This is a genomic window from Vibrio ouci (assembly GCF_004551525.1).
In the GTDB taxonomy this organism is placed as follows: Bacteria; Pseudomonadota; Gammaproteobacteria; order Enterobacterales; family Vibrionaceae; genus Vibrio; species Vibrio ouci.
Genome location: NZ_SATR01000015.1, coordinates 75,300 through 98,234, shown reverse-complemented (window position 1 = coordinate 98,234; position 22,935 = coordinate 75,300). Strand labels below are relative to the sequence as shown.

The window sequence follows — 22,935 nt, the reverse complement described above, 5'->3', positions numbered from 1 at the left end:
ATGTTTAAAAAGTTAGTACTTACTCTGTGCTCATTGATGTTGACGTTTCAAGTCGCAGCCAATGAAATCGACAAAACACAGCCATATCAGATGATGAAGCAAGTGTCTGAAGTGGCGTTTGCAAGATTAAAGGCTGAACAGGAACAAATTCATCAAGATCCTGAACACTTAAAAGTGATTGTTGATGAAGAGCTAATGCCGTACATCAATGAAAAGTATGCTGCGCTCAAGCTGCTTGGCCCTAACTTAAAAGGTGCCAAGCGTGAAGATGTCGCAATATTCATTGTCGCGTTTCGATCGTATTTGATTAGCTCATACGCGCAGGTTCTGACTCAATATACTGATCAGACGATTGAATTTGGTCCAGAGACAAAACTTAACCCTAAAAAAAGCATTACTGGGGTTAAAGTAGACATTGTTGATGCGCCTAGACCGAATATCAAATTAGAGTTTAAGCTGCGCAAAGATAAGAAAACTGGCGAATGGCAAGTATTCGACATGATTGCTGAAGGCATTAGCTTATTGTCGAGTAAACAATCTGAGTGGAACGGTAAACTGCGCCAAGAGGGTATTTTGGCAGTAGCTAAAGAGCTTGAAGGGCTTGCCCAGCAACCGATTCGCTTTGAGAGCAAAGCACAATGATAAGCCCAGAGTGGCGTTCTAACAGCGCAGCTGAGTTTGCATTGAGTGGCGAGCTAAACCGAGAGACAGTGCCTAAATTGTGGAGCTCGTTAAAACAGCAGCAATGGCCGGGCAGTGAGGTTGAGGTTTCGCTTGAGCAGCTAAAAAAAATCGACTCAGCAGGAATGGTGATGTTAATTCACCTAATAGAGCATGCAAAAAAACAAAACTGTCATATAATGCTCAGTTTCGTGCCGGATGAACTGCGCACACTATTTCAGTTAAGCAATGTCGATGAGTTTATTGCTCAACATTTAAAGAATAATACAGGGGTGAATTGTGGATAGCGCAAAAGTACAACAGATTTTAAACGACGCTTTGAAATTAGAAGAACTACACGTTAAAGGTGAAGGTAGCCATTACGAAGTAGTTGCTGTTGATGCTTGTTTCGATGGAATGAGTCGCGTTAAAAAACAACAACTAATCTACGCACCACTAATGGAATACATCCAAAGAAATGACATCCATGCAGTTTCAATTAAAGCTTACACTCCTGATGAGTGGGCGCGTGATAAGAAACTGATGTCGCTGTAAGGTTTAATAATGGAAAAGTTTCGAGTAACAGGTTCTGATCAGCCATTAGTTGGTGAAGTCACTATCTCAGGTGCAAAGAATGCTGCACTACCAATTTTATTTGCATCGATTCTGGCTGAAGAGCCAGTAGAGGTGACAAACGTACCACGCTTGCGCGACATCGATACTACGATGGAATTGCTAGAGCGCTTAGGTGCAAAAGTAGAGCGTAATGGTTCTGTTCATGTCGACCCAAGCAGTATTAATGAGTACTGTGCGCCATATGACCTAGTGAAGACGATGCGTGCATCTATTTGGGCTCTTGGTCCACTAGTCGCTCGTTTTGGTCACGGGCAAGTATCACTGCCAGGTGGTTGTGCGATCGGTGCACGTCCAGTGGATTTACATATTCACGGTCTTGAGCAGCTAGGCGCGACAATTACCCTTGAAGATGGTTACGTTAAAGCCAATGTTGATGGCCGTCTGAAAGGCGCTCACATTGTTATGGACAAAGTAAGTGTTGGCGCAACGATCACTATCATGTGCGCAGCAACGTTAGCAGAAGGCACAACAGTACTGGATAACGCAGCGCGCGAACCAGAGATTGTTGATACTGCTGAGTTCCTGAACAAGCTTGGTGCGAAGATCTCAGGTGCTGGTACAGACACCATCACGATTGAAGGTGTTGAGCGTCTAAGTGGCGGTACTCATGCTGTGGTTGCTGACCGCATTGAAACCGGTACTTTCCTAGTTGCTGCTGCAGTTTCTGGCGGTAAAGTAACCTGTCGTAATACTAAAGCTCACTTGCTAGAAGCGGTTCTCGCTAAGCTTGAAGAAGCAGGCGCGAAAGTAGAGACAGGTGAAGACTGGATTTCTCTTGATATGACAGGTCGTGAGCTAAAAGCAGTGACAGTGCGTACAGCGCCGCACCCTGGCTTCCCAACCGATATGCAGGCGCAATTCACGCTACTTAACCTGATGGCTAAAGGTGGCGGTGTCATTACCGAAACTATCTTTGAAAACCGCTTTATGCACGTGCCAGAGCTGATGCGTATGGGCGCTAAAGCAGAGATTGAAGGTAACACGGTTATCTGTGGTGATGTCGATGAGCTGAGTGGCGCACAAGTAATGGCAACAGACCTTCGTGCTTCAGCAAGTCTGGTTATTGCTGGCTGTATCGCTCAAGGCGAAACTATTGTTGACCGCATTTACCATATCGACCGCGGTTACGACAAAATTGAAGACAAGCTATCGGCGCTAGGTGCGAATATCGAACGTTTTCAAGACTAATTTAGCTTTGAGCTAACATTTGTAAGCCGAAACGTAAGTTTCGGCTTTTTTATGAGCGATAGATCAGTTAGAGTCTGGTCAACTTATTTTTACTCCCAGAACTCTTGGAGAATACAATGATTGCACTATTACGTGTATTAGCAGTTGCTATTTTTGCAGTCGTAATGTTTGTGTTTGGCTGTGGCTACTGTTTGCTGAGCCCACGTAACCCTAAGCATGTTTTTACCTTTGGCCGCCTGTTCGGCAAGATGTCTCGAGTGTTTGGTATTAAACTGGAACTCCGTCTACCAGAGGACGCATATCAGCGTGGTCAGCACATCTATATTGCTAACCACCAAAACAACTGGGACCTGTTTACGGTTTCTTCTGCAGTAACGCCTAAAGTGGTTACTGTCGGCAAAAAAAGCTTAGCTTGGATGCCGCTATTTGGCCAGCTTTACTGGCTGACAGGTAATATTTTGATTGACCGCGCTAACCGCTCTAAAGCAAAAGGCACGATCGATCAGGTCGTTGATCAAATGAAGCAAAGTGACGTATCGGTATGGATGTTCCCAGAAGGTACACGTTCACGTGGCCGTGGCTTACTGCCGTTTAAGACCGGGGCGTTCCACGCCGCTATCGCAGCTCAGCTACCGGTAGCTCCAATTGTATGTAGCTCTACGGCTGGTATTAAGCTCAATCGATGGAATAACGGTCATGTGATTGTTGAAATGCTTCCTGCAGTGAGCACGGAAGGTTACGCTAAAGAAAACGTTCGTGAACTAGCAAATGAGTGTCGCGAGCAAATGAAAGCGAAGCTAGAAGCGTTAGACCATGAGGTTGCTATGCTGAATCAGCAAGAAGGTGTTAAGGCGTAGCCTCAACATTAAAAATGATAAAGTTAAGCCAGTAGTCTTATGTCTACTGGCTTTTTTTATACCATGGCTAAGTGGTTAGGATACCGCGATGCCTACATCGAGATCATCTAACCAATCCAAGAAGCGAGTAACGTCTTCACCTTTAAATATGCCTCCATGCTGAGGGCATATCATGTCGATGTCTAATCTTCTCACTCGCTCTATCCAAACCTTCTTCGCCGCATTTGACGGCATCCAGCGCCGATGGAAATATTCCATTTTCGGAATATGCTGTTCAAAGTCTTCGACGAACAATGGCGCATCGGGGGCATCTAAGGCGGCCCCAATATCACCAGACATGAGTATTTTGGCTTTACCATCATAGACTGAAAAGTTACCTGATGAGTGCATATAGTGGGCAGGAATAAACTCGATATCATCACCTGCTAGAGAAAGCGTTCCTCCTTCATCTTTAATCGGGGAGAAGGTAATCGAGTCCATGCCAAAGTGACGTATAAAGCCTTCCCAGAGCCACGGAGAGTAGAGTGTGGCACTTGGTAATGCCTTATCCCATAGCCCAAGTGAAGAAATGATGTCAGGGTCTTGGTGAGAGGCAAATAAGTACTTTATGTGTTCTATAGGGACCTCTTTGACCACACTACTCAGCATTGAGGAGAATATTTCGATACCGCCTGGATCGAGTAAGATGGCTTGCTGGCGATTGACGATCATATATTGATTGGTATCGATGATTTTTTCTGGTTTGAGAGGATCGCGAGCAAACATGACCCAGCGATGCTCCCCTTGGCTAAATAGCACTTTTGATTTCATGACGTTCCTTATCAAAGAGTGAAAATAATTGGAGTGATTGGAGCACGTGTTCACGTATAGACTCTGCGGCTTGCTGAACATTCTGTGCAATCGTGTTGAGTTGACCTTTAAACTGCTCTTCAACCTGAGAGGCTTCCACGCTAAGTAACGTTGAGATGATCAGTGCCACTCGAAGCTCATCATACAGGCTGTTTAGCATGCTGCTGAGCTCTTCACTACCTTGAGAAAAAGATTGGTCTAGGCGCAGAGTTTCTTGCTGACAACGGCTGTGGGCTGCATCTAAGCTATGGATAAACTCGGCGTCTTGTGAACGTTGATAGACAGCTTCAAAATGCTTCAACACCGAGTAGGAGCGAACGCTAGAGGTTGCAATATGACTGAGGTGCTGCGCTTTGGTATTGATCGAGTTTGAGACTTCTAGAGTGAGGCTGACTAATTCGTCAATCGAGTCAGTGATTGGGTGAAAGCCAGCTGCACTCCCACCGGCGCGTAGAGCGAGAGCCCTAGCATTGCTTGCAACTAACTTAAGTTGTTTAGCGACAATAACCCCACGATTGAGCTCTGCCGCGACTTCGGCAGTCACGACGAACAATTGCTTCCTAGCCATGTAGGTATCCTTATTAAAGTTATGGATTAAATATAGGAAACAGGTTGCGCTTTTAGCAAATTGAAAAGAAGGCAAGGTGCTTGGCTAGGAGAGGGAAGGTGAAAAATATTTAGATATAAAAAAAGCCAAGTCTTTCGACTTGGCTTCAAAAAGTGGCTCCTCCTGCTGGGCTCGAACCAGCGACCTGCGGATTAACAGTCCGTCGCTCTACCAACTGAGCTAAGGAGGAATTATTCTTTTTATGTTCTTTCTAAAAGAAGAAAGAATGGTGCCGACTACCGGAGTCGAACTGGTGACCTACTGATTACAAGTCAGTTGCTCTACCTACTGAGCTAAGTCGGCACACTAAATGTGGCTCCTCCTGCTGGGCTCGAACCAGCGACCTGCGGATTAACAGTCCGTCGCTCTACCAACTGAGCTAAGGAGGAATTGTCCATTGAGAAAAGAAATGGTGCCGACTACCGGAATCGAACTGGTGACCTACTGATTACAAGTCAGTTGCTCTACCTACTGAGCTAAGTCGGCGCACGTTATTTCTTTTCATGTTGTTGTCTTATTCAGACACCAACAAATAAATTGTGGTGCCCGGAGGCGGAATCGAACCACCGACACGAGGATTTTCAATCCTCTGCTCTACCGACTGAGCTATCCGGGCGACGAGGTGTATTAAAAGGCTTTTCGTTCTTTAGGTCAACATTAAAATGCAAAAAAAATATCGTTTGTTGTTTTTCTATACTTAATGGGCTGTTTTTATCCATTTTGAGTAAGAAATGTATAGAGGGCAACAGGGGATATGCGATAGAAAAGGCGTAATAGTCTAGCTAAGACAATAAAAAAGCACGCAAAGAGGCGTGCTTTTACTAGTCTGAGTTCGATTAGTGTTTAACGGTAAACTTGCTTACCCAGTTTTCTAGCTCATTTGAAAGCTGAGTCAGACTCTGAGTGCTGTTATGACTCTCAGTAACGACACTACTTAACTGATTGCCACTCTCTTCAATCATATTAATGCGCTGAGAGATATCATCGCTGACCTGGGTTTGTTCTGCCGCTGCAGTCGCGATTTGATGACTCATTTGCGTAATGGATTCTAGGGCCACTACGATTTGTTGAAGTGCTTCTGAGGCATTTTGTGACTCTTCTACCGTACTTTGGCTGGTTTCGGCACACACTTCCATGGTTTGAATGGCGTTACGAGAACCTTCTTGCAGGTTGGTGATCATTTGCTGGATCTCTTTGGTGCTATCTTGCGTTCGACCTGCTAGGTTACGAACTTCATCCGCGACCACAGCAAAACCACGGCCTTGCTCACCTGCACGTGCAGCCTCGATGGCGGCATTGAGTGCCAATAAATTGGTCTGTTCAGCGATATCACCGATAACATCGAGGACTTTGACGATATTGTTGACGTCACTATCTAGGTCAGCCACGGCTTGACTCGCGGTTCCCAATTGAGAGGCAAGGCCTTGAATGTTGTCGACGGTGTTATGAATCAATTGCTGGGTGTGCTGACTCTGTTTATCTGCTTCTTCAGTATTACGTGCAGTGTCGCTAGCTGAGTCTGCGACATTGTTTGCAGAGGAAGCCATTTCCGTCATTGCCGTTGCAATCATCGCTGTCGATTGTTGTTGTGAGCCGGTTAGATCTGCAATAGATGCCGCTCGACCTTCCACATTACCTAATTCGTCACGCAGGGCGTGCATTGAGTTGTCTAAGTTACCGACTAACTGAGCAAGTGATTGACTCATTTGTTGCACAGCTTCGTAGATACTGCCACTAGGCGCTTGCTCGCTGAAAGAGCTTTGGATATGACCGTTTGCCACATCTTGCACCGCTTTGCGTACATCTTGTGGTTCACCACCCAATAGGGTCAGCATGCGACGAATAGAGATAATCAGCGCCGCTAGGATGCCGCCTGCAATGGCTAAACAAAGCACAAGCTGCCATTGAGCTGTTGACCAGAAACGCGCATTGACTTCATTAAAGCCGATACCAGTACCCACAACCCAGCCCCAATGAGGAGTTCTTTCTGCAATAGAGAGTTTTTCTTCGATTGAGCCGTCAGCTTGTTTTTGTGTCCAGGTGTATTCGACAATTTGGCCAGTACGTTGGCCTAGTACATTGAGAATCAGTTGGCCGACACTGTTGCCATCGCCATCTTTAAAGTCATTAAAGCTAGTGCCATGTAGCTCAGGATCTAATGGAGTCGCAATGAATGTCATATTCTCATCTGCAACATAAACGTATTCATTATCTTTGTAGATATTGTTACGTAGCAATCGAGTTGCCAGTGCTTTGGCTTCACCTTCTTCCAGCGTTCCTTCAACCGACATCTTTTCGACTTCGGTTAGGATGCTGTACGCACTATTGAATAGTTCAGTTACACGTGCCTTGTTATCCAAGTTGCTGGCGACACGTAGTGTCCATAAGCCTGTAGCAGTTAAAGCAAGCAAAGCTATTAGGATAATTCCCGATAATAAATAAGCTTGTGTCTTCAGTTTCATAAAATTAGCTCACAAATAAGTCATTCTTATATTTATTGCAGTTACATATCGATCTGTAACATGGCTGTCATCTTATTGTAATTCAGGAAAATCGAGTAGGGGACAGGCGTTAAACTATGATTTGGATTAAATTTCTGGAGTGAAATAAGTTCTTTTTAAGAAAGGTAGCGCATAGCAATCTAGCTATTAGAGTCAGTGTAAGTGCTACTAAGCTTAGAAAGCGGTGAATGTAAGGGGGTTCTAAAAGAGATTAGGAGAAATCAGAAATGAAAAAAGCCAAGTCTTTCGACTTGGCTTCTTAAAGTGGCTCCTCCTGCTGGGCTCGAACCAGCGACCTGCGGATTAACAGTCCGTCGCTCTACCAACTGAGCTAAGGAGGAACTATTCTGTTTGTGTCTTACCAATCTTTTCAAATTAGGCAAGCGCACCAAATATGGTGCCTCGAGGCGGAATCGAACCACCGACACGAGGATTTTCAATCCTCTGCTCTACCGACTGAGCTATCGAGGCAAAAGAATGGTGCCGACTACCGGAGTCGAACTGGTGACCTACTGATTACAAGTCAGTTGCTCTACCTACTGAGCTAAGTCGGCACACTGTATTCTTTTTGCTGCAAATTTCTTTGCATCTCTGTTGACGTCTAAGACACCAACAATCAAATTGTGGTGCCCGGAGGCGGAATCGAACCACCGACACGAGGATTTTCAATCCTCTGCTCTACCGACTGAGCTATCCGGGCAACGGAGCGCTATTAAACGGATTTTCGGTCTTGCCGTCAACATGTTTTTAGAAAAAAAATCAAAAAAGTGCTTAAGTGTCGATTATTTAGTCGTTTTAACTGATTATGTTTTACCAGAGTTAAAATCTTTTTTGAATTTAGTAACTTTTTCTAGATAACGACGCGCTTCTGCGTTGGGATGCTTTTTCGTCAGTGCCCAATAAACTTGATTGGGTTGCAAAGAATTTAAGTCTCTCATCGCTCGTTTACGGTCATTGCGGTTAAAGGTGTTCAAAACACCACCAGTGCCACCGTTGTAGGCAGAAATCATACTGTACTCAAGCGACAGTGGATGGTTCACATCTTTCAAATAGCGATTTTTTAAGATGTAGAAATACGCGGTACCTGTATCAATATTGTTTTCTGGGTTGAATAGATACTCAGGTGTCGGCTGGCCTGATTTCTTCTTCACTAGTTTAAATACATCTTTACCGGCTGTTTTAGGTACAACTTGCATCAAGCCGTAGGCATTGGCCCAGCTCACCGCATATGGGTTGAAGCTACTTTCTGTTTTGATGATGGCGTAAATCAGGTCTTCTGGGATGTCATATTTGCGTGAAGCGCGCTGAACAATATCTGCATACTTGTAGCTGCGGATCTCAAATTGATCTTCAACCATTGGAATTTCAACGTAGTAAGCTTTCTTAAAGTCGACATCTTTGACTTTGAGCTTGTTGGCAATCAGGTAGTCGGCAAAGCGATTGGCACGCCAAGACCACTGGATTGGCTTTTTATCTTGGTCAACAACCTGACGATAAAGAAAAGGTTGGCCTTCAAGTACGATCTCTTTGGAAGAGAAAAGATCGACATTAGCCGGATCGTCAGGGGTTAGCAGAGTGGTGATAATGGCATTTTTAAGATGTTGCTTAGGATCAGTTGGCGAAACCGTTTCGATAGTAATTAAGCCTTTATCAAAGTTCACTTCAGAGCGACTTAAGTAATTATCGATGTATTTAACGTAGTTGTTTTTGCCCGCGAACTTGATTTCACTGCGTCCCCAGCGTTTTTCGATGTTGCCTGAGAAGCTATTGATTAAGGCGTCTAATGCGCCGGTATCTTTTTCAAACTGACCGGGTAGCTGAGCTAGGTTTTTCGCAAAGCGGTTAGTTGGTTCGTAGTTGACATCATAGAAACTTTCTACAAATTCACGGCTACAACCCGTTAGTGTTAATGCGAACAGAAAATACGCTAACTTCTTCATAATACTCCTAAAAAAATGACATCACTGCGGACAATGATGTCATTTCTTTTCAATTTCAACTCTGCTTGCGATTATTCGCTTGGTGGAGTGTAACCTTCGATATGAACTTCTTTACCTTCAAATAGGAAGTTAACCATTTCAGTTTCGATCAACTTACGATGCTCAGGATCCATCATATTCAATTTCTTTTCATTGATCAGCATGGTCTGTTTGTGCTGCCACATTGCCCATGCTTCTTTTGAAATGTTGTCAAAAATACGTTTACCCAGCTCACCTGGATAAAGCTGAAAGTCTAGGCCATCAGCTTCTTTTTGTAGTCGAGCACAAAATACAGTGCGGCTCATAACGACTCCTTTAAATATTAGTTTTGAAGTTCGAACGGCAAGCTTTCCAGTAGTTGTTTGACTGGAGCGGCTAAACCGATTTCTTCAGGTTGCGATAAGTTATACCAAAGACCTTTGCCCGCTTCCATGATCACGTTAGGTTGCTTTGATAGGTCTACCAAAATTGGTGTGATATCGAGATGGTAGTGGCTAAAGGTATGACGAAAGGCGATCAATTGTGTTTGAGCATTAATATCAGCCTCTGACACGCCACGGATATCGATTTGATGAGCAAGGTCAGCGTCGCTATTTTCTGGGAAGCAGAATAGTCCGCCCCAAATACCCGATTGTGGGCGCTGCTCTAGCCATACTTTGCCGTCATGATGCAACATGACAAACCAAGCTTCTTTAACGGGCTTCTCTTTCTTAGGCTTTTTGCCTGGGTAGTCGAGTGGATTACCTTGCTTATTGGCGACACAAAATGATTCAACTGGGCACAGAGTACATTTAGGTTTGCTGCGTGTACAAACCATCGCGCCCATATCCATCATCGCTTGATTGTATTTGTCGACATCTACTGCTGGCGTGTGCTCTTCGGCGAACTGCCACAGTTGGTTCTCAACTTTTTTCTGCCCCGGCCAACCTTCGACAGCAAAGCTGCGCGCTAGGGTGCGTTTAACGTTACCGTCCAAAATCGCATGAGGCTGTTTATATACCGAAGATAAAATCGCTGCAGCCGTTGAGCGGCCAATACCCGGCAGGGCGTTCATCTCTTCGATGTTAAGCGGAAACTCGCCCTCATATTGCTCGGCAACGACTTTGGCCGCTTTGTGCAGATTTCGCGCGCGGGCGTAGTAACCAAGCCCGGTCCATAGGTGCAATACTTCATCTTGCTCAGCATTGGCTAAGTCAATCACGGTTGGAAAACGCTCAAGGAAACGCTGATAGTAGGGAATCACTGTCGCGACTTGGGTTTGTTGCAACATGATTTCTGACAGCCAAACGCTATATGCGGTTTTATTTTGCTGCCAAGGTAGGCTTTTTCGGCCATAGTTTTCGTACCATTCAAGAATGGCATTGGCGAATGGAGTCACGACTTGCTCTATTTATAATTTGATTTGCTAAAATTGCACCACATTCGGTGGCTAAAGTACAACCGATAAAGAGTAGGGTTATAATATCGGTGAAATATCCTAAAAGACTTGCACCAGTGGCAATTCTTTGGATAATCACAATCCCTTTGAGTCGAGACCAATTTTTAAACAGGCAAAATCATGAGTGAAGTGACCACTAACGAGTACAACGAAGACGGTAAACTGATACGCAAAATTCGCAGCTTTGTTCGCCGCGAAGGTCGTTTGACCAAAGGTCAAGAAAACGCGATGAATGAGTGTTGGCCAACCATGGGTATTGATTACCAAGATACGCTTCTAGATTGGAAAGAAGTATTTGGTAACGACAACCCTGTTGTTCTAGAAATTGGTTTTGGTATGGGTGCGTCGCTGGTTGAAATGGCGAAGAACGCTCCTGAGAAAAACTTTATCGGTATCGAAGTACACAGCCCAGGCGTTGGTGCGTGTTTATCAGATGCTCGTGAAGCAGGCATCACTAACCTACGTGTTATGTGTCACGATGCGGTAGAAGTGTTCGAACACATGATCCCTGATAGCAGCCTTGCAACGCTACAACTGTTCTTCCCTGACCCATGGCATAAGAAGCGTCATCACAAGCGTCGTATCGTTCAGTTAGGTTTTGCTGAAATGGTGCGCGAGAAGCTGATTGATGGTGAAGGCATTTTCCACATGGCAACTGACTGGGAAAACTACGCAGAGCACATGATCGAAGTGATGAACGAAGCGCCTGGTTTCGAAAACATCGCAGAGGATGGTGATTACATTCCTCGTCCAGATGAGCGCCCGCTAACAAAATTTGAAGCACGTGGTCACCGTTTAGGTCACGGCGTTTGGGATATTAAGTACAAGCGCGTAAAATAACCGTTATTGCTTATACCTTGGTTGCTTGCAGCAAAAGAGCCACAAGGTAACGAGATGATTAAAGCCAACATTGATGTGTTGGCTTTTTTGACCCTACAAGAAAATTATAATAACTAATTGATTTTTAAGGTTGCTGATGAAACCGACACAAGAAATTTTAAATGAGATTCTCGAAGAGGTTCGCCCATTAATTGGTCAAGGTAAGGTGGCTGATTATATTCCTGCGTTAGCAAAAGTGCCGGCATCTAAGTTGGGGCTGGCGGTTTTTACTAACCAAGGGGAAGTGATTAAAGCGGGTGATGCAGACGAGCCTTTTTCTATTCAGTCGATTTCCAAGGCGCTGAGCTTAACCTTAGCGATGTGTCTGTATAAGCCGGAAGAGATCTGGGCGCGCGTCGGTAAAGAACCATCAGGCCAAGCATTTAACTCGCTTATTCAGTTGGAAATGGAGCAGGGCATTCCGCGTAATCCATTTATCAATGCTGGAGCAATTGTGGTGGCTGATCTGCTCAATAGCCGTTTATCCGCGCCGCGTCAGCGTTTGCTAGAGTTTGTTCGTCAGCTATCAGGCGATACGCACATTTGCTATGACAAGATCGTTGCTGCTTCAGAGATGATGCATAGTGACCGTAACGCTGCCATTGCTTATCTAATGCGTTCATTTGGCAATTTCGAGAATGATGTTATTCCAGTACTGAATAACTACTTCCATGCCTGTGCGCTTAAAATGAGTTGTGTCGATTTGGCGAAAACTTTCAGTTATTTGGCTAATAAAGGTACTTCAGTACAGACTGAAAAAACCGTTATTACACCAACTCAAACTAAGCAGTTAAATGCGTTATTAGCGACTTGTGGTTTGTATGATGGTGCAGGTGAGTTTGCCTATCGCGTCGGTATGCCGGGCAAATCGGGCGTTGGTGGTGGCATTATGGCTGTGGTACCGGGTGAGATGACAATCGCGGTGTGGTCACCCGAGCTAGACCCTTCAGGTAACTCGCTAGCAGGAACAAAGGCACTAGAGCTACTTGCCGAGCGTATTGGTCGTTCGATTTTTTAGTGCATTAGAGCGTATTTGTCATTCCATAGACTGACGAAGGAAGGAGTAGGGAATCTCAATTAGCATTCGACTCGCTTGAAGAGATCCCCAATTCACTCGTCCCTCGCTCTCGGGGATGACTTTAAAACAAAGGGTTGATGCTTCCACATCAACCCTTTTTAGTTTTTGATTTTTACTCTTCGGCCATAAAGGCTTCTAACAAGTCATTGAGGAACAGTTTACCTTTCTCGGTGATTTGCCAGTGGGTATCACTTTCATCGATATAGCCCATTTCAATAGACCAATCAATCGTCTCTTGAATCGCCTCAAAACCAAGCCCTGTAGTATCAAGAAAGTCCTGCTTAGGACATGCTTCGATAAGGCGGAAGCGGTTCATAAAGAACTCGAAAGGACGGTCTTCATCAGCAACTTGTTCTTCACTGTTTAAATACGGTTTGACCATATTATCGTAAGCCGCGAGGTAGCCTTTCGGGTGCTTGATCTTAGTGGTTCGGATGATGCGCCCATCACTAAAGCTGAGTTTGCCATGTGAACCACAGCCAATACCTAGGTAGTCGCCGAAGCGCCAATAGTTGAGGTTGTGTTGGCATTGATAACCCGGTTTGCTGTAACCAGAGATTTCGTATTGCACGTAACCAGCTTGCGCAAGTTTCTTATGTCCTAGCTCGAAGATATCCCACAAGTCATCATCATCTGGCAGAGTCGGCTGCTTGTAGTAGAACATGGTGTTGGGTTCGATCGTCAATTGGTACCATGAGAGATGAGGAGGATCGAGCTCGATCGCCTTCTCAAGATCCGCTAGGGCTTGATCAACGGATTGATCTGGTAAGCCATGCATGAGATCGAGATTAAAACTCTTGAGGCCAATTTTATGCGCAAGCTTAGCCGCGTTAACCGCCTCATCTTGACCATGGATACGGCCTAACCTTTCAAGCTTTTGTTGCTCAAAGCTTTGTACCCCAACTGAAATTCGCGTTACCCCAGCTTTGTGATAACCAGCAAAACGTTCAGCTTCAATGGTGCCAGGGTTAGCTTCCATGGTGATTTCAATATCTGGCTTAAACGGCAGCTTTGCTTCAATCCCGGCTAGCAAGTTATCAATACCTTCGGCTGAGATTAAGCTCGGCGTTCCGCCGCCAATAAAAATTGAATGCAGTAAGCGTGGGTTAGCGTTGAGCTGATAACGCTCGATATCCGCTTCAAGATCTTGCAGCAGCGCAGCAATATATTCTTGCTCAGGGATCTCCGCTTTTAGGGCGTGAGAGTTAAAGTCGCAGTAAGGGCATTTTTGTACACACCATGGGATGTGTACATAAAGGCTTAACGCTGGTGGAATTAGTTGATTCATTACAATTACAAAGGTTGCTCAGAAAGCGTTGCAAACAGTGTCTTAAGTGCTTTACCACGGTGAGAAAGTTGCTTCTTACGTGCTGGCTCTAGCTCTGCTGATGCGCAGTTATCTTCAGGTACAAAGAAGATAGGGTCGTAGCCAAAGCCATTTTCGCCGTGTGCCTCAGTTAGAATGCGGCCTTCCCACTTACCGTGACAAACAATCGGTGTTGGGTCGTTCTCGTAGCGCATAAGTACAAGTACACAGTGGAAGCGAGCAGTACGCTCAGCTTCTGGAACCTCTTTTATCGCTTCAAGCAGTTTCTCAAGGTTCTGTTGGTCTGTTGCGTCTTCGCCAGCGTAACGCGCTGAGTAGATTCCCGGAGCGCCTTTTAGTGCATCGACTTCAAGACCTGAATCGTCCGCAATAGCAGCAAGGCCAGTTTCTTTTGCAGCGTGACGTGCCTTGATGATGGCATTTTCAATAAAAGTGGTCCCTGTTTCAGCGACTTCTGATACGTTGAATTCGCTCTGAGCCACAACGTCGAAGCCAAAATCAGACAGCAGGTCTGCCATTTCACGAACTTTGCCTTGGTTACCTGTTGCTAGCACTATCTTTTTCATCTTGGCCTCTTTTATTGCAGCAAAGGAGAGCTAGCCGCTCTCCCTTTAAATAGGTTTTGGTTTTAGGGTGTCAAAAAGCGTTTAGATCATCACAACCCAATTACTCTTCGACATAAAATTTCTGGCTGAACTTTAATGCGCCTGTGCCTTTAATTCCAGCGTTAACATCAATATTGAACGTTAACCGCTCCTCTTCTGAGATTGGAAACTCTGCAAGATAGTAGATTGCATCGCCTTCTTTCACTTCTTTGAACGTCAGTTCGCGCATTTGGCCAATCAGGTTTTTACTATGACCTGAAAGCAGTGCAGTGATGGCAGGTTTACCCGCTTGAGAGTTGTCTAGCACACTGATATTCAAAATTGCCGAGTAGCCGTTACGCTTAAGTTTATAACTACGTGCTACCTGTGGAGTAAGAAAGGTTGAGTTGAAAGCCGAGTAGTGGACTTCAATATCTTTGATGTTCTTAAACTGCCCAGCAAAGCTAGGAACCGCGAACAGGCTTACCAGTAATAGAGTGATCCATTTTTTCATTGTGCGTCCTGATGTTTTTACTATTTGGATTTAAACAAAAAGCCATCAAATGATGGCTTTAATTTCTTGTGGGATTTGCACTGGCGATTGGATACGAACCTGTTTATGCCGTCCGAGTTCGCCTTTTTCTATGGTTATTAATCCCTTCGCCACTTTAAATTGCTTGGCGAGATACTTACTTAAATGTGCATTGGCTTTGCCATCAACAGGAGGAGCGGTAATGGCAATTTTCACCTCCTCACCATGTTGGCCAACAATTTTATCACGGCTGGCTTTTGGTTGAATGTAGAGTCTAAGCAGTAGATCCTCGCCATCAAACCAAGCTGCTTGTGACATTATAGTTGATACCAAATCGGGCCGATCAGATCGCCCATTAAGAAGTTAGCGAATTGCAACGCAATAAATAGCACCAACACGCTTAAATCAAAGCCACCCATCGCAGGAATGATACGGCGAATTGGCGCCAGCATTGGTTCAGTTAGTTGATGGAATACGTATTCGATTGGGCTACGACCTTGGCTAACCCAGCTTAGGATAGCGCGAATAAGCAGAACCCAGAATAGTAGCCCGCCAGCCGCTTTGGCCAATGATAATAAACCTAAGAATAGGAAATCAGCACTAAAGCTTACTGAACCATTTGAAGCCACCAAGATAAGTGCGACAAATTTCAATACACATAGCACGTAGGCAAACAGAACCGTTGCTAAATCTAAACCACCTACGGAAGGAACAATGCGGCGCAATGGCGCAATTACAGGCTGCGTGGCTTTAACAATAAATTGCGAAAACGGGTTGTAGAAGTCTGCGCGGGCAGCTTGCAACCAAATACGTAAGATCACCACCATGATGTAGAGATCAAACAGGGTGGAAATCAGAAAACTCATTGAATTCATAGGTTACCCTTAATAGTAGAGCCATCAGCTCAAAGTCATTAAAATAATTTTTCCATCTCTTCAGCACGCGAAACCGCTGCTTGCATAGCTTTGGCTACTATATCTGAAAGTTGGTGTTCGTTGAATGTTCGTAGCGCCTCTGCGGTTGTGCCGCCTTTAGAGGTCACGTTCTCGCGTAAGGTTGCTAGTTCTGTATCAGGGTTGTCAGTGACCATGCTTGCAGCGCCCAGCGCAGATTGTTGGATAAGCAGTCGAGCGGTCTCTTTATCGAACCCTTGTGCAATGGCTTCCGTTTGCATTGCTTCCATAAACAGGAAGAAGTAGGCAGGCGCGCTGCCAGCAGTTGCAATGATATTGTTGATGCCAGACTCTTGTTCTACCCAGCACACCTTGCCACAGGATTGCATTAGCTCGGCGGCAAAGGTTTTATCTTGTTTAGATATATGGGACGGCGCGTAAAGACCACTCATACCCAGACCAAGCTGTGATGGGGTATTTGGCATCACTCGTACTAAATTAAGCTCGCTATTTAGCATTTGATCAAATCGAGCACTTTGAATACCAGCCGCGATAGAGATAACCAATTTTCCACACCAGTCGATCGCTTGCAGAGGCTTACATACTTCTTCCATCATCTGTGGTTTGACGGACAACACCACCACGTCAGCGTTTTGTGCTGCTTGGGTGTTATTACTAGTTGTACGAATACCATAGGCTTGCTCTAGAGGCAGACGACGAGTTTCAGACGGAGCAGTTGCAGTAATCAACGATGCTGGATATCCATCTGCAATCAAGCCCGATACGATAGCTTTGACCATGTTGCCTGCGCCAATAAAGGCGATCTTCTTGTGTTCCATTGGTTATTTGATCCTTTAAAGATTTAAGCTTTGTTGCTGTAATCACGTGCACCAAAAATGGCAGTGCCAATGCGCACCATGGTAGTTCCAGCCTCAATCGCCGCTTCCATATCGCCACTCATACCCATAGAGAGGGTATCAATTTTCTGCTCAGGATAACGTTGTGCCAGTTTCTCTTTCAGCTCTGCCAGTTGTGTAAAGGCGCTAAGTTGAGATGCGTAGTCAGTAACGTTGGCCGGAATTGACATCAATCCTCTTAAAGTGAGGTTTGGAAGTGAAGAAATCAACTCTGCAAGCTCAAAGATTTCGTCCTCATTAAGCCCTGACTTAGATTGTTCGCCACTGGTGTTGACTTGCATGAGCACTTGAATCGGTTCGCTTCCCGCAGGTCTTTGATCGTTAAGACGCTGTGCGATCTTAGAGCGGTCAATGGTGTGCACCCAAGCAAAATTCTCTGCGACATGGCGAGATTTATTCGATTGAATCGGGCCGATAAAGTGCCACTCTAGATCTAGCTCTGGATGGTGTTCTGAAAAATGTGCTACTTTGTTTGCACCTTCTTGCACATAGTTTTCGCCGAAGGCGCGCTGTCCTGCTTGCGCTGCTTCGAGAATTGCTTCGTTAGGCTTGGTTTTACTCACTGCGAGAAGTTGCACTGTCTCTCGACTGCGTCCACACTTTTGTTGTGCAGCCTCAATCTGTGAGGTGATCTGTTCAATATTTTGTTGAATACTAGTCATAGCCGATTTTACTTAAGGATTTTAAATGGATATCGCTGAATTACTGGATTTTAGTGTAAAGCATAATGCGTCAGATCTACATCTTTCTGCTGGAGTATCTCCAATGGTGAGGATTGATGGTGAAGTAAGAAAGCTTGGTGTCCCAGCGTTTAGCCATGCTGATGTGCATAAATTAGTGTTTGAAATTATGAATGACGGACAGCGCAGTGAGTTTGAAGAGCGCTTAGAAGTCGATTTCTCATTTGAACTACCTAACGTTGGTCGCTTTCGTGTTAATGCTTTTAACCAAACTCGTGGCTGTGCGGCAGTGTTTCGAACTATCCCTACAGAGATCCCAACCTTAGAGCAATTATCTGCGCCGAAGATCTTTGAAAACATCTCTGATATGGAAAAGGGCTTGGTACTCGTTACGGGTCCAACAGGTTCGGGTAAGTCGACCACGCTAGCGGCGATGGTTGATCATATTAACCGTAACCATAACAAGCATATCTTGACCATCGAAGACCCGATCGAGTTTGTCCATGACAATAACAAGTGTTTGATCAATCAGCGTGAAGTTCACCGCGATACTCACAGTTTTAAGAATGCACTGCGTAGCGCACTACGTGAAGATCCGGATGTGATCTTAGTTGGTGAGTTACGGGACCAAGAGACCATCAGTTTAGCCCTGACTGCAGCCGAAACAGGTCACTTAGTATTTGGTACCTTGCACACCAGCAGCGCAGCGAAAACCATTGACCGTATTATTGATGTTTTCCCTGGTAGCGATAAAGAGATGGTGCGCTCGATGCTTTCCGAGTCACTACGCTCGGTGATCGCACAAAAGCTGTTAAAGCGTATTGGCGGAGGCCGCGTTGCTTGTCATGAGATCATGATGGCGACACCTGCAATTCGTAACTTAATCCGTGAAGATAAGGTGGCTCAGATGGCCTCGGTAATTCAAACCGGTGCGGCTCATGGCATGCAGACGATGGAGCAAAACGCTAAGCAGCTGGTTGCCCAAGGTTTGGTTGACCAAGCTGAGGTGGCAAAGAAAATCGAACTTGAAATGTCGATGTTCTAATTGGCTGGAGCAGAATAATGGATATTGATGCTTTTTTGCAGGAGATGATCAACCAGAAGTCTTCTGATCTCTACATCACTGTCGGTGCGCCGATTCTTTATCGTGTCGATGGTGAGTTACGTGCACATGGTGAAAAGCTTTCACGTGCGGTTGTGACTTCATTACTTGAAACTATGATGGACCATGATCGCCTGCACGAGTTTCATACCAGTAAAGAAGCTAATTTCGCGATTGTGCGTCACTTTGGTCGATTTAGGGTATCAGCCTTCTATCAACGAGAGATGCCTGGGGCTGTGATTCGTCGTATTGAAACTAAAATTCCGACCTTCGAAGAGCTTAAATTACCAGATGTACTGCAAGATCTCTCGATTGCCAAGCGTGGTTTAGTTCTGGTCGTGGGTGCGACAGGCTCTGGTAAGTCGACCACCATGGCCGCAATGACTGGTTATCGCAATACTCACCGTACAGGGCATATCTTGACGGTTGAAGATCCGATTGAGTTTGTTCATGAACATCAGCGTTGTATCGTTACTCAGCGAGAAGTCGGGCTTGATACCGAAAGCTATGAGATTGCGCTAAAGAACTCATTGCGCCAAGCGCCGGATATGATTTTGATTGGCGAAATCCGTTCACGCGAAACCATGGAATATGCCATGAACTTTGCTGAAACTGGTCACCTTTGTATGGCAACACTCCACGCGAACAACGCCAACCAAGCGCTAGAGCGTATTTTGCATCTGGTACCAAAAGAGCAAAAAGATCAGTTCCTGTTTGATTTGTCGATGAACTTGCGTGGTGTAATTGCCCAGCAATTGATTCGCGATAAAAATGGCAAAGGGCGTCATGGTGTATTTGAGGTGCTGCTGAATAGTCCCCGAGTGTCGGACTTGATCCGTCGTGGTGATTTGCATGAGCTGAAAGCAACCATGGCTAAGTCACAGCAAGTGGGGATGCAGACCTTTGACCAAGCCTTTTATCAGCTGGTTGTCGATGAAAAGATCAATGAAGAAGATGCATTACACAGTGCAGATTCGGCCAATGATTTGCGTTTAATGCTAAAAACTCAGCGTGGTGATAGTTCTGGTAGTGGCAGTTTGGCCAACGTTAAGATCGATATGGACTAACATACTCGCTATGTTTGGGGTATGTCTTGTAAATCCGTAGTGTCATTCCATAGAGTGACGCAGTCGCGAGTAGGGAATCTTTAATAGTTTTCTACTCGCTGTAAGAGATCCCCCAACTCGGTCGTGCCTTCCTCTCGGGGATGACGGAGGGAGTGTTGCGTCATTCCATAGAGCGAAGAAGGAGAGAGTAGGGAATCTTTAATAGTTTTCTACTTGCTGTAAGAGATCCCCAACTCGGTCGTGCCTTCTTCTCGGGGATGACGAGGAAACGTCTAAAGACAAAAAAAGGTGATGCTAGCGCATCACCTTTTTTAAATTATAATTTCTCGCTAGTCGCCGTATTGGGCTTCAAACCAGCTTTCAAGAATCACTACCGCTGATTGGCAATCGACATTACCTTTGCTTAGTGCTTTGTAGCCACCCATCGCAAATAAGTCTGCGCGCGCTTCGGTAGTCGATAGGCGCTCATCATGCAGCTCAACAGCTACGCCAAAGCGGCCATGAAGTCGATTGGCAAACTTTTTCGCTCTTGGGGTAATGGTTTCTAAATCGCGGCCATGTAGGTCGGTTGGCAATCCCACCACCACTAAGTCAGGTTGCCACTCTTTGATTTGCTTTTCGATATCATCCCAGTTTGGAATGCCATCATTGGCTTTGAATGCTTTGAGCGGTGAAGCGGTGCCAGTGATTTCTTGGCCAATGGCACAGCCAATACTCTTAGTGCCAAAATCAAAGGCCATAATAGTTCTAGACATAATTACTCTTTACGAATGGGGTTAGGCGTGGCCGATGTCGCTTGAAAGCTGAGCAGCGTCAATGCCTAACATTTGCACCGCTTTTTGCCAGCGTTCGTTAATTGGGGTATCAAACATCACGTTAGGGTCAGCTTCTACGGTAAGCCATGAGTTTTCAGATAGCTCAATCTCAAGTTGCCCTGCTTCCCAACCTGAATAGCCTAGAGCAACGATATAATGATTCGGCTCTGCTTCGGTGCCTAATACACTGAGGATGTCTCTCGATGTCGTCACCGAAAGGTAGTCACTCATTTTGATGCTCGACTCATAGTTATCTTTCGGCTGGTGGAGAATAAAGCCACGGTCTTCTGAAACAGGCCCACCATTAAGAACGGGTTTGTCTAAGCTTTCTGTTTGAAGTTTAGGGTGAGAGGCTTGGACATCGACTTTTTCGAGCATCTTACCTATGGTGATATCAATCGGTGCATTGATCATCAGCCCCATTGCACCATCTTCATTATGCTCACAAACGTAAATAACACTGCGCTGAAAGTATGGGTCTTTCATCCCCGGCATTGCCACTAAAAAATGGTTGGTTAAGTTCATAGTCACTCCAACTCAAAATGGGGCGATCAGTGACCGCCCTATGATTAGCATGGCAAATTATTTTGATTCTTTTAGGCGACGCTCAATTGCGTCCATAAGTTTGCCAGTAATAGAGACATCAAAAGCGGCTTCGATTTCTCGAATACACGTCGGGCTCGTTACGTTGATCTCAGTTAGCTTATCGCCAATCACATCCAGACCAACAAAGATAAGTCCTTTTTCTTTAAGTGTAGGCGCTACTGCCTCTGCGATCTTTTTATCTGTCTCGCTAAGTGGGCGCGCTTCACCGGTACCGCCAGCTGCAAGGTTGCCACGAGTCTCACCTTTGGCCGGAATACGCGCTAGGCAATATGGCATTGGTTCACCGTCAACAACCAAGATACGCTTGTCACCGTTACTGATATCAGGGACGAAAGTTTGTGCCATTGCGTAGTTTTGACCATGGTTAGTCAGGATCTCGATAATCACAGATACGTTTGGATCACCTTCTTTAACGCGGAAGATAGACGCGCCACCCATGCCATCAAGCGGCTTCAGGATTATGTCACCATGTTTTTCACGGAATTGTTTAATCTTCTCTGCTTTACGCGTCACGATAGTGGTCGGTGTTAGTTCAGGGAACCAAGCCGTGAATAGCTTCTCGTTACAATCACGTAGGCTCTGCGGCTTGTTGACGATCAGTGTGCCTTGTTTTTCAGCGCGCTCTAGGATGTAAGTCGCGTAGATGTATTCCGTATCAAACGGAGGATCTTTACGCATTAGTACCGCATCTAGCTCTGAAAGCTCGATAGTTTGCTCAGATTTGAACTCATACCAACCCGTTGGATCTTCTTTCAGTTCAACCACTTTAGTGTCAGCAACCGCAACACCTTGGTCGAGATGAAGGTCATCCATTTCCATGTAGTGGATTTCGTAGCCGCGGCGCTGCGCTTCAAGCATCATGGCAAAGCTAGAGTCTTTCTTGATGTTAATGGACGAGATAGGGTCCATTACGATACCTAATTTGATCATATTGTTCTCCGTTTAACCAAGATCGCCGAAACGAACTTGCAGGGCTGTAATTGCAGTAAGAGCCGCCGTTTCGGTACGCAGTACACGTGGGCCGAGTAGCGTCTCTTCAAATTTGTAGTTTTCCGTCATACCGATCTCTTCCGCTGATAATCCACCTTCGGGGCCAATCAACAGACGCACTTTTTCTACCGGTGTCGGTAGGGTGTTAATCGAGTATTTTGCACGTGGGTGGAGGTTCAGTTTCAGACCGTCATACTCCTCACCACACCACTCTTCTAATTGCATGATTGGGCGGATCTCTGGGACTGTGTTGCGACCACATTGCTCACAAGCACTGATGGCGATTTTTTGCCATTGGGCGAGTTTTTTCTCGAAACGCTTTTGATCGAGTTTGACCCCGCAGCGCTCTGAAATCAGTGGGGTAATCGTGTTTACACCGAGTTCCACCGATTTCTGGATGGTGAATTCCATCTTATCGCCACGTGAAATAACTTGGCCTAAGTGAAGGTCGAGTGGTGATTCTGAGCTACGTTCGACACGTTGAGTAATATTCACTTCAACGTTTTTCTTTGAAACGCTAGCGATCTCTGCTGGGAACTCAGCGCCACTGCCGTCAAACAGCAGTACTTCTTGTCCCTCTTTCATGCGCAATACACGGCCAATATGGCCTGCGGCATCATCGCTGAGCATAAGAGAGCCTAACTGATTAATGGCTTCTGGGTGATAGATTCGTGGGATTCGCATTGTGTTTCGATTTCCAGCAAGAGGTTTTGAGATAACCTCTAACATGGATGCTTTTATGCGAAAAAA

At 45.4% G+C, this 22,935-nt stretch carries 26 protein-coding genes and 9 tRNA genes; 9 read left to right on the top strand and 26 right to left on the bottom strand.

Annotated elements, in window-relative coordinates:
- The 5 genes from mlaC to ELS82_RS11690 all read left to right on the top strand — a co-directional run bounded on the left by mlaC (nucleotide 1) and on the right by ELS82_RS11690 (nucleotide 3,341).
- The gene (gene mlaC / locus ELS82_RS11710) at nucleotides 1-642 is read left to right on the top strand and encodes a phospholipid-binding protein MlaC (RefSeq protein ID WP_134835639.1); all 642 of its coding nucleotides are present in this window, start codon (nucleotides 1-3) and stop codon (nucleotides 640-642) included.
- A complete protein-coding gene (locus tag ELS82_RS11705) occupies nucleotides 639-968 on the top strand; it encodes an STAS domain-containing protein (RefSeq protein ID WP_134835638.1) in 330 nt (109 codons plus the stop codon). The genes mlaC and ELS82_RS11705 overlap by 4 nt, the downstream gene beginning before the upstream one ends.
- A complete protein-coding gene (ibaG, locus tag ELS82_RS11700) occupies nucleotides 961-1,215 on the top strand; it encodes a BolA family iron metabolism protein IbaG (protein WP_004409843.1) in 255 nt (84 codons plus the stop codon). Before ELS82_RS11705 ends, ibaG begins: the two co-directional genes overlap by 8 nt.
- Before the next feature lie 9 nt (nucleotides 1,216-1,224).
- Nucleotides 1,225-2,484 (top strand): UDP-N-acetylglucosamine 1-carboxyvinyltransferase, encoded by a 1,260-nt coding sequence (murA, locus tag ELS82_RS11695; RefSeq protein ID WP_134835637.1) that lies wholly within the window; start codon nucleotides 1,225-1,227, stop codon nucleotides 2,482-2,484.
- A 116-nt stretch (nucleotides 2,485-2,600) separates the two neighbouring features.
- Nucleotides 2,601-3,341, top strand: coding sequence for a 1-acylglycerol-3-phosphate O-acyltransferase (locus tag ELS82_RS11690; RefSeq protein ID WP_134835636.1), 741 nt, complete (start codon nucleotides 2,601-2,603; stop codon nucleotides 3,339-3,341).
- A gap of 75 nt (nucleotides 3,342-3,416) precedes the next feature.
- On the opposite strand, the gene ELS82_RS11685 is transcribed toward ELS82_RS11690, so the two are convergent.
- The 15 genes from ELS82_RS11685 to mutY form a co-directional block, all read right to left on the bottom strand.
- Nucleotides 3,417-4,151 (bottom strand): oxygen-binding di-iron domain-containing protein, encoded by a 735-nt coding sequence (locus ELS82_RS11685; RefSeq protein WP_134835635.1) that lies wholly within the window; start codon nucleotides 4,149-4,151, stop codon nucleotides 3,417-3,419.
- Complete coding sequence (locus ELS82_RS11680) at nucleotides 4,129-4,758, bottom strand: chemotaxis protein (RefSeq protein WP_134835634.1); 630 nt, start codon at nucleotides 4,756-4,758, stop codon at nucleotides 4,129-4,131. The genes ELS82_RS11685 and ELS82_RS11680 overlap by 23 nt, the downstream gene beginning before the upstream one ends.
- Nucleotides 4,759-4,911: 153 nt before the next feature.
- Nucleotides 4,912-4,987 (bottom strand) — tRNA-Asn (locus ELS82_RS11675).
- Nucleotides 4,988-5,024: 37 nt separating this feature from the next.
- Nucleotides 5,025-5,100, bottom strand: a tRNA-Thr gene (locus tag ELS82_RS11670).
- A 10-nt stretch (nucleotides 5,101-5,110) separates the two neighbouring features.
- Nucleotides 5,111-5,186, bottom strand: a tRNA-Asn gene (locus ELS82_RS11665).
- 21 nt (nucleotides 5,187-5,207) lie between these two features.
- Nucleotides 5,208-5,283: transfer RNA gene (locus tag ELS82_RS11660), tRNA-Thr, on the bottom strand.
- A 54-nt stretch (nucleotides 5,284-5,337) separates the two neighbouring features.
- Nucleotides 5,338-5,413, bottom strand: a tRNA-Phe gene (locus ELS82_RS11655).
- Nucleotides 5,414-5,633: 220 nt separating this feature from the next.
- Nucleotides 5,634-7,259 (bottom strand): methyl-accepting chemotaxis protein, encoded by a 1,626-nt coding sequence (locus ELS82_RS11650; protein WP_134835633.1) that lies wholly within the window; start codon nucleotides 7,257-7,259, stop codon nucleotides 5,634-5,636.
- Between the two features lie 304 nt (nucleotides 7,260-7,563).
- Nucleotides 7,564-7,639, bottom strand: a tRNA-Asn gene (locus ELS82_RS11645).
- A 54-nt stretch (nucleotides 7,640-7,693) separates the two neighbouring features.
- A tRNA-Phe gene (locus tag ELS82_RS11640) sits at nucleotides 7,694-7,769 on the bottom strand.
- A gap of 7 nt (nucleotides 7,770-7,776) precedes the next feature.
- Nucleotides 7,777-7,852, bottom strand: a tRNA-Thr gene (locus ELS82_RS11635).
- Between the two features lie 70 nt (nucleotides 7,853-7,922).
- Nucleotides 7,923-7,998 (bottom strand) — tRNA-Phe (locus ELS82_RS11630).
- A gap of 103 nt (nucleotides 7,999-8,101) precedes the next feature.
- On the bottom strand, nucleotides 8,102-9,238 hold the full coding sequence (gene mltC / locus ELS82_RS11625; RefSeq protein WP_134835632.1) for a membrane-bound lytic murein transglycosylase MltC: 1,137 nt from the start codon (nucleotides 9,236-9,238) through the stop codon (nucleotides 8,102-8,104).
- Nucleotides 9,239-9,309: 71 nt separating this feature from the next.
- Nucleotides 9,310-9,582 (bottom strand): oxidative damage protection protein, encoded by a 273-nt coding sequence (locus tag ELS82_RS11620; protein ID WP_053441043.1) that lies wholly within the window; start codon nucleotides 9,580-9,582, stop codon nucleotides 9,310-9,312.
- Nucleotides 9,583-9,599: 17 nt separating this feature from the next.
- Entirely contained in the window at nucleotides 9,600-10,655 is a 1,056-nt protein-coding gene (gene mutY, locus ELS82_RS11615) for an A/G-specific adenine glycosylase (RefSeq protein ID WP_134835631.1), read from the bottom strand.
- A gap of 180 nt (nucleotides 10,656-10,835) precedes the next feature.
- On the opposite strand from mutY, the gene trmB reads away from it, so the two are divergent.
- Both trmB and glsB read left to right on the top strand, forming a co-directional pair.
- The gene (gene trmB, locus ELS82_RS11610; RefSeq protein ID WP_134835630.1) at nucleotides 10,836-11,555 is read left to right on the top strand and encodes a tRNA (guanosine(46)-N7)-methyltransferase TrmB; all 720 of its coding nucleotides are present in this window, start codon (nucleotides 10,836-10,838) and stop codon (nucleotides 11,553-11,555) included.
- A 136-nt stretch (nucleotides 11,556-11,691) separates the two neighbouring features.
- On the top strand, nucleotides 11,692-12,612 hold the full coding sequence (glsB, locus tag ELS82_RS11605) for a glutaminase B (protein WP_053441046.1): 921 nt from the start codon (nucleotides 11,692-11,694) through the stop codon (nucleotides 12,610-12,612).
- A 172-nt stretch (nucleotides 12,613-12,784) separates the two neighbouring features.
- On the opposite strand, the gene hemW is transcribed toward glsB, so the two are convergent.
- The 7 genes from hemW to ELS82_RS11570 form a co-directional block, all read right to left on the bottom strand.
- Nucleotides 12,785-13,960: a radical SAM family heme chaperone HemW gene (hemW, locus tag ELS82_RS11600; RefSeq protein WP_134835629.1), complete on the bottom strand. Its 1,176-nt coding sequence runs from the start codon at nucleotides 13,958-13,960 to the stop codon at nucleotides 12,785-12,787.
- A gap of 5 nt (nucleotides 13,961-13,965) precedes the next feature.
- The gene (locus ELS82_RS11595) at nucleotides 13,966-14,565 is read right to left on the bottom strand and encodes an XTP/dITP diphosphatase (RefSeq protein ID WP_134835628.1); all 600 of its coding nucleotides are present in this window, start codon (nucleotides 14,563-14,565) and stop codon (nucleotides 13,966-13,968) included.
- Between the two features lie 100 nt (nucleotides 14,566-14,665).
- The gene (locus ELS82_RS11590; RefSeq protein WP_134835627.1) at nucleotides 14,666-15,097 is read right to left on the bottom strand and encodes a DUF4426 domain-containing protein; all 432 of its coding nucleotides are present in this window, start codon (nucleotides 15,095-15,097) and stop codon (nucleotides 14,666-14,668) included.
- Between the two features lie 45 nt (nucleotides 15,098-15,142).
- Nucleotides 15,143-15,433 carry a DUF167 family protein YggU gene (gene yggU, locus ELS82_RS11585; protein ID WP_134835626.1) on the bottom strand — a complete coding sequence of 97 codons (291 nt, stop codon included), beginning with the start codon at nucleotides 15,431-15,433 and terminating at the stop codon, nucleotides 15,143-15,145.
- Nucleotides 15,433-15,990 carry a YggT family protein gene (locus ELS82_RS11580; protein ID WP_134835625.1) on the bottom strand — a complete coding sequence of 186 codons (558 nt, stop codon included), beginning with the start codon at nucleotides 15,988-15,990 and terminating at the stop codon, nucleotides 15,433-15,435. The genes yggU and ELS82_RS11580 overlap by 1 nt, the downstream gene beginning before the upstream one ends.
- Nucleotides 15,991-16,028: 38 nt before the next feature.
- A complete protein-coding gene (gene proC, locus ELS82_RS11575; protein WP_134835624.1) occupies nucleotides 16,029-16,847 on the bottom strand; it encodes a pyrroline-5-carboxylate reductase in 819 nt (272 codons plus the stop codon).
- A gap of 23 nt (nucleotides 16,848-16,870) precedes the next feature.
- Nucleotides 16,871-17,587 carry a YggS family pyridoxal phosphate-dependent enzyme gene (locus tag ELS82_RS11570; RefSeq protein WP_134835623.1) on the bottom strand — a complete coding sequence of 239 codons (717 nt, stop codon included), beginning with the start codon at nucleotides 17,585-17,587 and terminating at the stop codon, nucleotides 16,871-16,873.
- 25 nt (nucleotides 17,588-17,612) lie between these two features.
- Between ELS82_RS11570 and ELS82_RS11565 the strand changes: the two genes are divergently transcribed.
- Together ELS82_RS11565 and ELS82_RS11560 are read left to right on the top strand one after the other, a co-directional pair.
- On the top strand, nucleotides 17,613-18,650 hold the full coding sequence (locus ELS82_RS11565; RefSeq protein WP_134835622.1) for a type IV pilus twitching motility protein PilT: 1,038 nt from the start codon (nucleotides 17,613-17,615) through the stop codon (nucleotides 18,648-18,650).
- A 17-nt stretch (nucleotides 18,651-18,667) separates the two neighbouring features.
- A complete protein-coding gene (locus ELS82_RS11560; protein WP_134835621.1) occupies nucleotides 18,668-19,774 on the top strand; it encodes a PilT/PilU family type 4a pilus ATPase in 1,107 nt (368 codons plus the stop codon).
- 329 nt (nucleotides 19,775-20,103) lie between these two features.
- Here the strand turns inward: ELS82_RS11560 and ruvX are convergent, their stop codons facing one another.
- From ruvX to rsmE, 4 genes are read right to left on the bottom strand one after another with little or no spacing between them, the layout of a single operon-like run.
- Nucleotides 20,104-20,529 (bottom strand): Holliday junction resolvase RuvX, encoded by a 426-nt coding sequence (gene ruvX / locus ELS82_RS11555; RefSeq protein WP_134835620.1) that lies wholly within the window; start codon nucleotides 20,527-20,529, stop codon nucleotides 20,104-20,106.
- Between the two features lie 21 nt (nucleotides 20,530-20,550).
- Nucleotides 20,551-21,114, bottom strand: coding sequence for a YqgE/AlgH family protein (locus ELS82_RS11550; RefSeq protein ID WP_134835619.1), 564 nt, complete (start codon nucleotides 21,112-21,114; stop codon nucleotides 20,551-20,553).
- Nucleotides 21,115-21,171: 57 nt separating this feature from the next.
- The gene (gene gshB / locus ELS82_RS11545; RefSeq protein WP_134835618.1) at nucleotides 21,172-22,125 is read right to left on the bottom strand and encodes a glutathione synthase; all 954 of its coding nucleotides are present in this window, start codon (nucleotides 22,123-22,125) and stop codon (nucleotides 21,172-21,174) included.
- 12 nt (nucleotides 22,126-22,137) lie between these two features.
- A complete protein-coding gene (gene rsmE, locus ELS82_RS11540; RefSeq protein WP_134835617.1) occupies nucleotides 22,138-22,869 on the bottom strand; it encodes a 16S rRNA (uracil(1498)-N(3))-methyltransferase in 732 nt (243 codons plus the stop codon).
- Nucleotides 22,870-22,935: the final 66 nt, after the last annotated feature.

What these genes read in the sequence shown, in the direction of transcription:
- gshB (WP_134835618.1), bottom strand. Translation starts at nt 22,125, where the DNA reads ATGATCAAATTAGGTATCGTAATGGACCCTATCTCGTCCATTAACATC.
- ELS82_RS11560 (WP_134835621.1), top strand. Translation starts at nt 18,668, where the DNA reads ATGGATATTGATGCTTTTTTGCAGGAGATGATCAACCAGAAGTCTTCT.
- ELS82_RS11650 (WP_134835633.1), bottom strand. Translation starts at nt 7,259, where the DNA reads ATGAAACTGAAGACACAAGCTTATTTATTATCGGGAATTATCCTAATA.
- ELS82_RS11565 (WP_134835622.1), top strand. Translation starts at nt 17,613, where the DNA reads ATGGATATCGCTGAATTACTGGATTTTAGTGTAAAGCATAATGCGTCA.
- mltC (WP_134835632.1), bottom strand. Translation starts at nt 9,238, where the DNA reads ATGAAGAAGTTAGCGTATTTTCTGTTCGCATTAACACTAACGGGTTGT.
- ELS82_RS11595 (WP_134835628.1), bottom strand. Translation starts at nt 14,565, where the DNA reads ATGAAAAAGATAGTGCTAGCAACAGGTAACCAAGGCAAAGTTCGTGAA.
- ELS82_RS11580 (WP_134835625.1), bottom strand. Translation starts at nt 15,990, where the DNA reads ATGAATTCAATGAGTTTTCTGATTTCCACCCTGTTTGATCTCTACATC.
- ruvX (WP_134835620.1), bottom strand. Translation starts at nt 20,529, where the DNA reads ATGTCTAGAACTATTATGGCCTTTGATTTTGGCACTAAGAGTATTGGC.
- murA (WP_134835637.1), top strand. Translation starts at nt 1,225, where the DNA reads ATGGAAAAGTTTCGAGTAACAGGTTCTGATCAGCCATTAGTTGGTGAA.
- rsmE (WP_134835617.1), bottom strand. Translation starts at nt 22,869, where the DNA reads ATGCGAATCCCACGAATCTATCACCCAGAAGCCATTAATCAGTTAGGC.
- glsB (WP_053441046.1), top strand. Translation starts at nt 11,692, where the DNA reads ATGAAACCGACACAAGAAATTTTAAATGAGATTCTCGAAGAGGTTCGC.
- yggU (WP_134835626.1), bottom strand. Translation starts at nt 15,433, where the DNA reads ATGTCACAAGCAGCTTGGTTTGATGGCGAGGATCTACTGCTTAGACTC.
- proC (WP_134835624.1), bottom strand. Translation starts at nt 16,847, where the DNA reads ATGGAACACAAGAAGATCGCCTTTATTGGCGCAGGCAACATGGTCAAA.
- ELS82_RS11570 (WP_134835623.1), bottom strand. Translation starts at nt 17,587, where the DNA reads ATGACTAGTATTCAACAAAATATTGAACAGATCACCTCACAGATTGAG.
- ELS82_RS11705 (WP_134835638.1), top strand. Translation starts at nt 639, where the DNA reads ATGATAAGCCCAGAGTGGCGTTCTAACAGCGCAGCTGAGTTTGCATTG.
- ELS82_RS11620 (WP_053441043.1), bottom strand. Translation starts at nt 9,582, where the DNA reads ATGAGCCGCACTGTATTTTGTGCTCGACTACAAAAAGAAGCTGATGGC.
- trmB (WP_134835630.1), top strand. Translation starts at nt 10,836, where the DNA reads ATGAGTGAAGTGACCACTAACGAGTACAACGAAGACGGTAAACTGATA.
- hemW (WP_134835629.1), bottom strand. Translation starts at nt 13,960, where the DNA reads ATGAATCAACTAATTCCACCAGCGTTAAGCCTTTATGTACACATCCCA.
- ELS82_RS11680 (WP_134835634.1), bottom strand. Translation starts at nt 4,758, where the DNA reads ATGGCTAGGAAGCAATTGTTCGTCGTGACTGCCGAAGTCGCGGCAGAG.
- ELS82_RS11590 (WP_134835627.1), bottom strand. Translation starts at nt 15,097, where the DNA reads ATGAAAAAATGGATCACTCTATTACTGGTAAGCCTGTTCGCGGTTCCT.
- ELS82_RS11685 (WP_134835635.1), bottom strand. Translation starts at nt 4,151, where the DNA reads ATGAAATCAAAAGTGCTATTTAGCCAAGGGGAGCATCGCTGGGTCATG.
- mlaC (WP_134835639.1), top strand. Translation starts at nt 1, where the DNA reads ATGTTTAAAAAGTTAGTACTTACTCTGTGCTCATTGATGTTGACGTTT.
- ELS82_RS11550 (WP_134835619.1), bottom strand. Translation starts at nt 21,114, where the DNA reads ATGAACTTAACCAACCATTTTTTAGTGGCAATGCCGGGGATGAAAGAC.
- ELS82_RS11690 (WP_134835636.1), top strand. Translation starts at nt 2,601, where the DNA reads ATGATTGCACTATTACGTGTATTAGCAGTTGCTATTTTTGCAGTCGTA.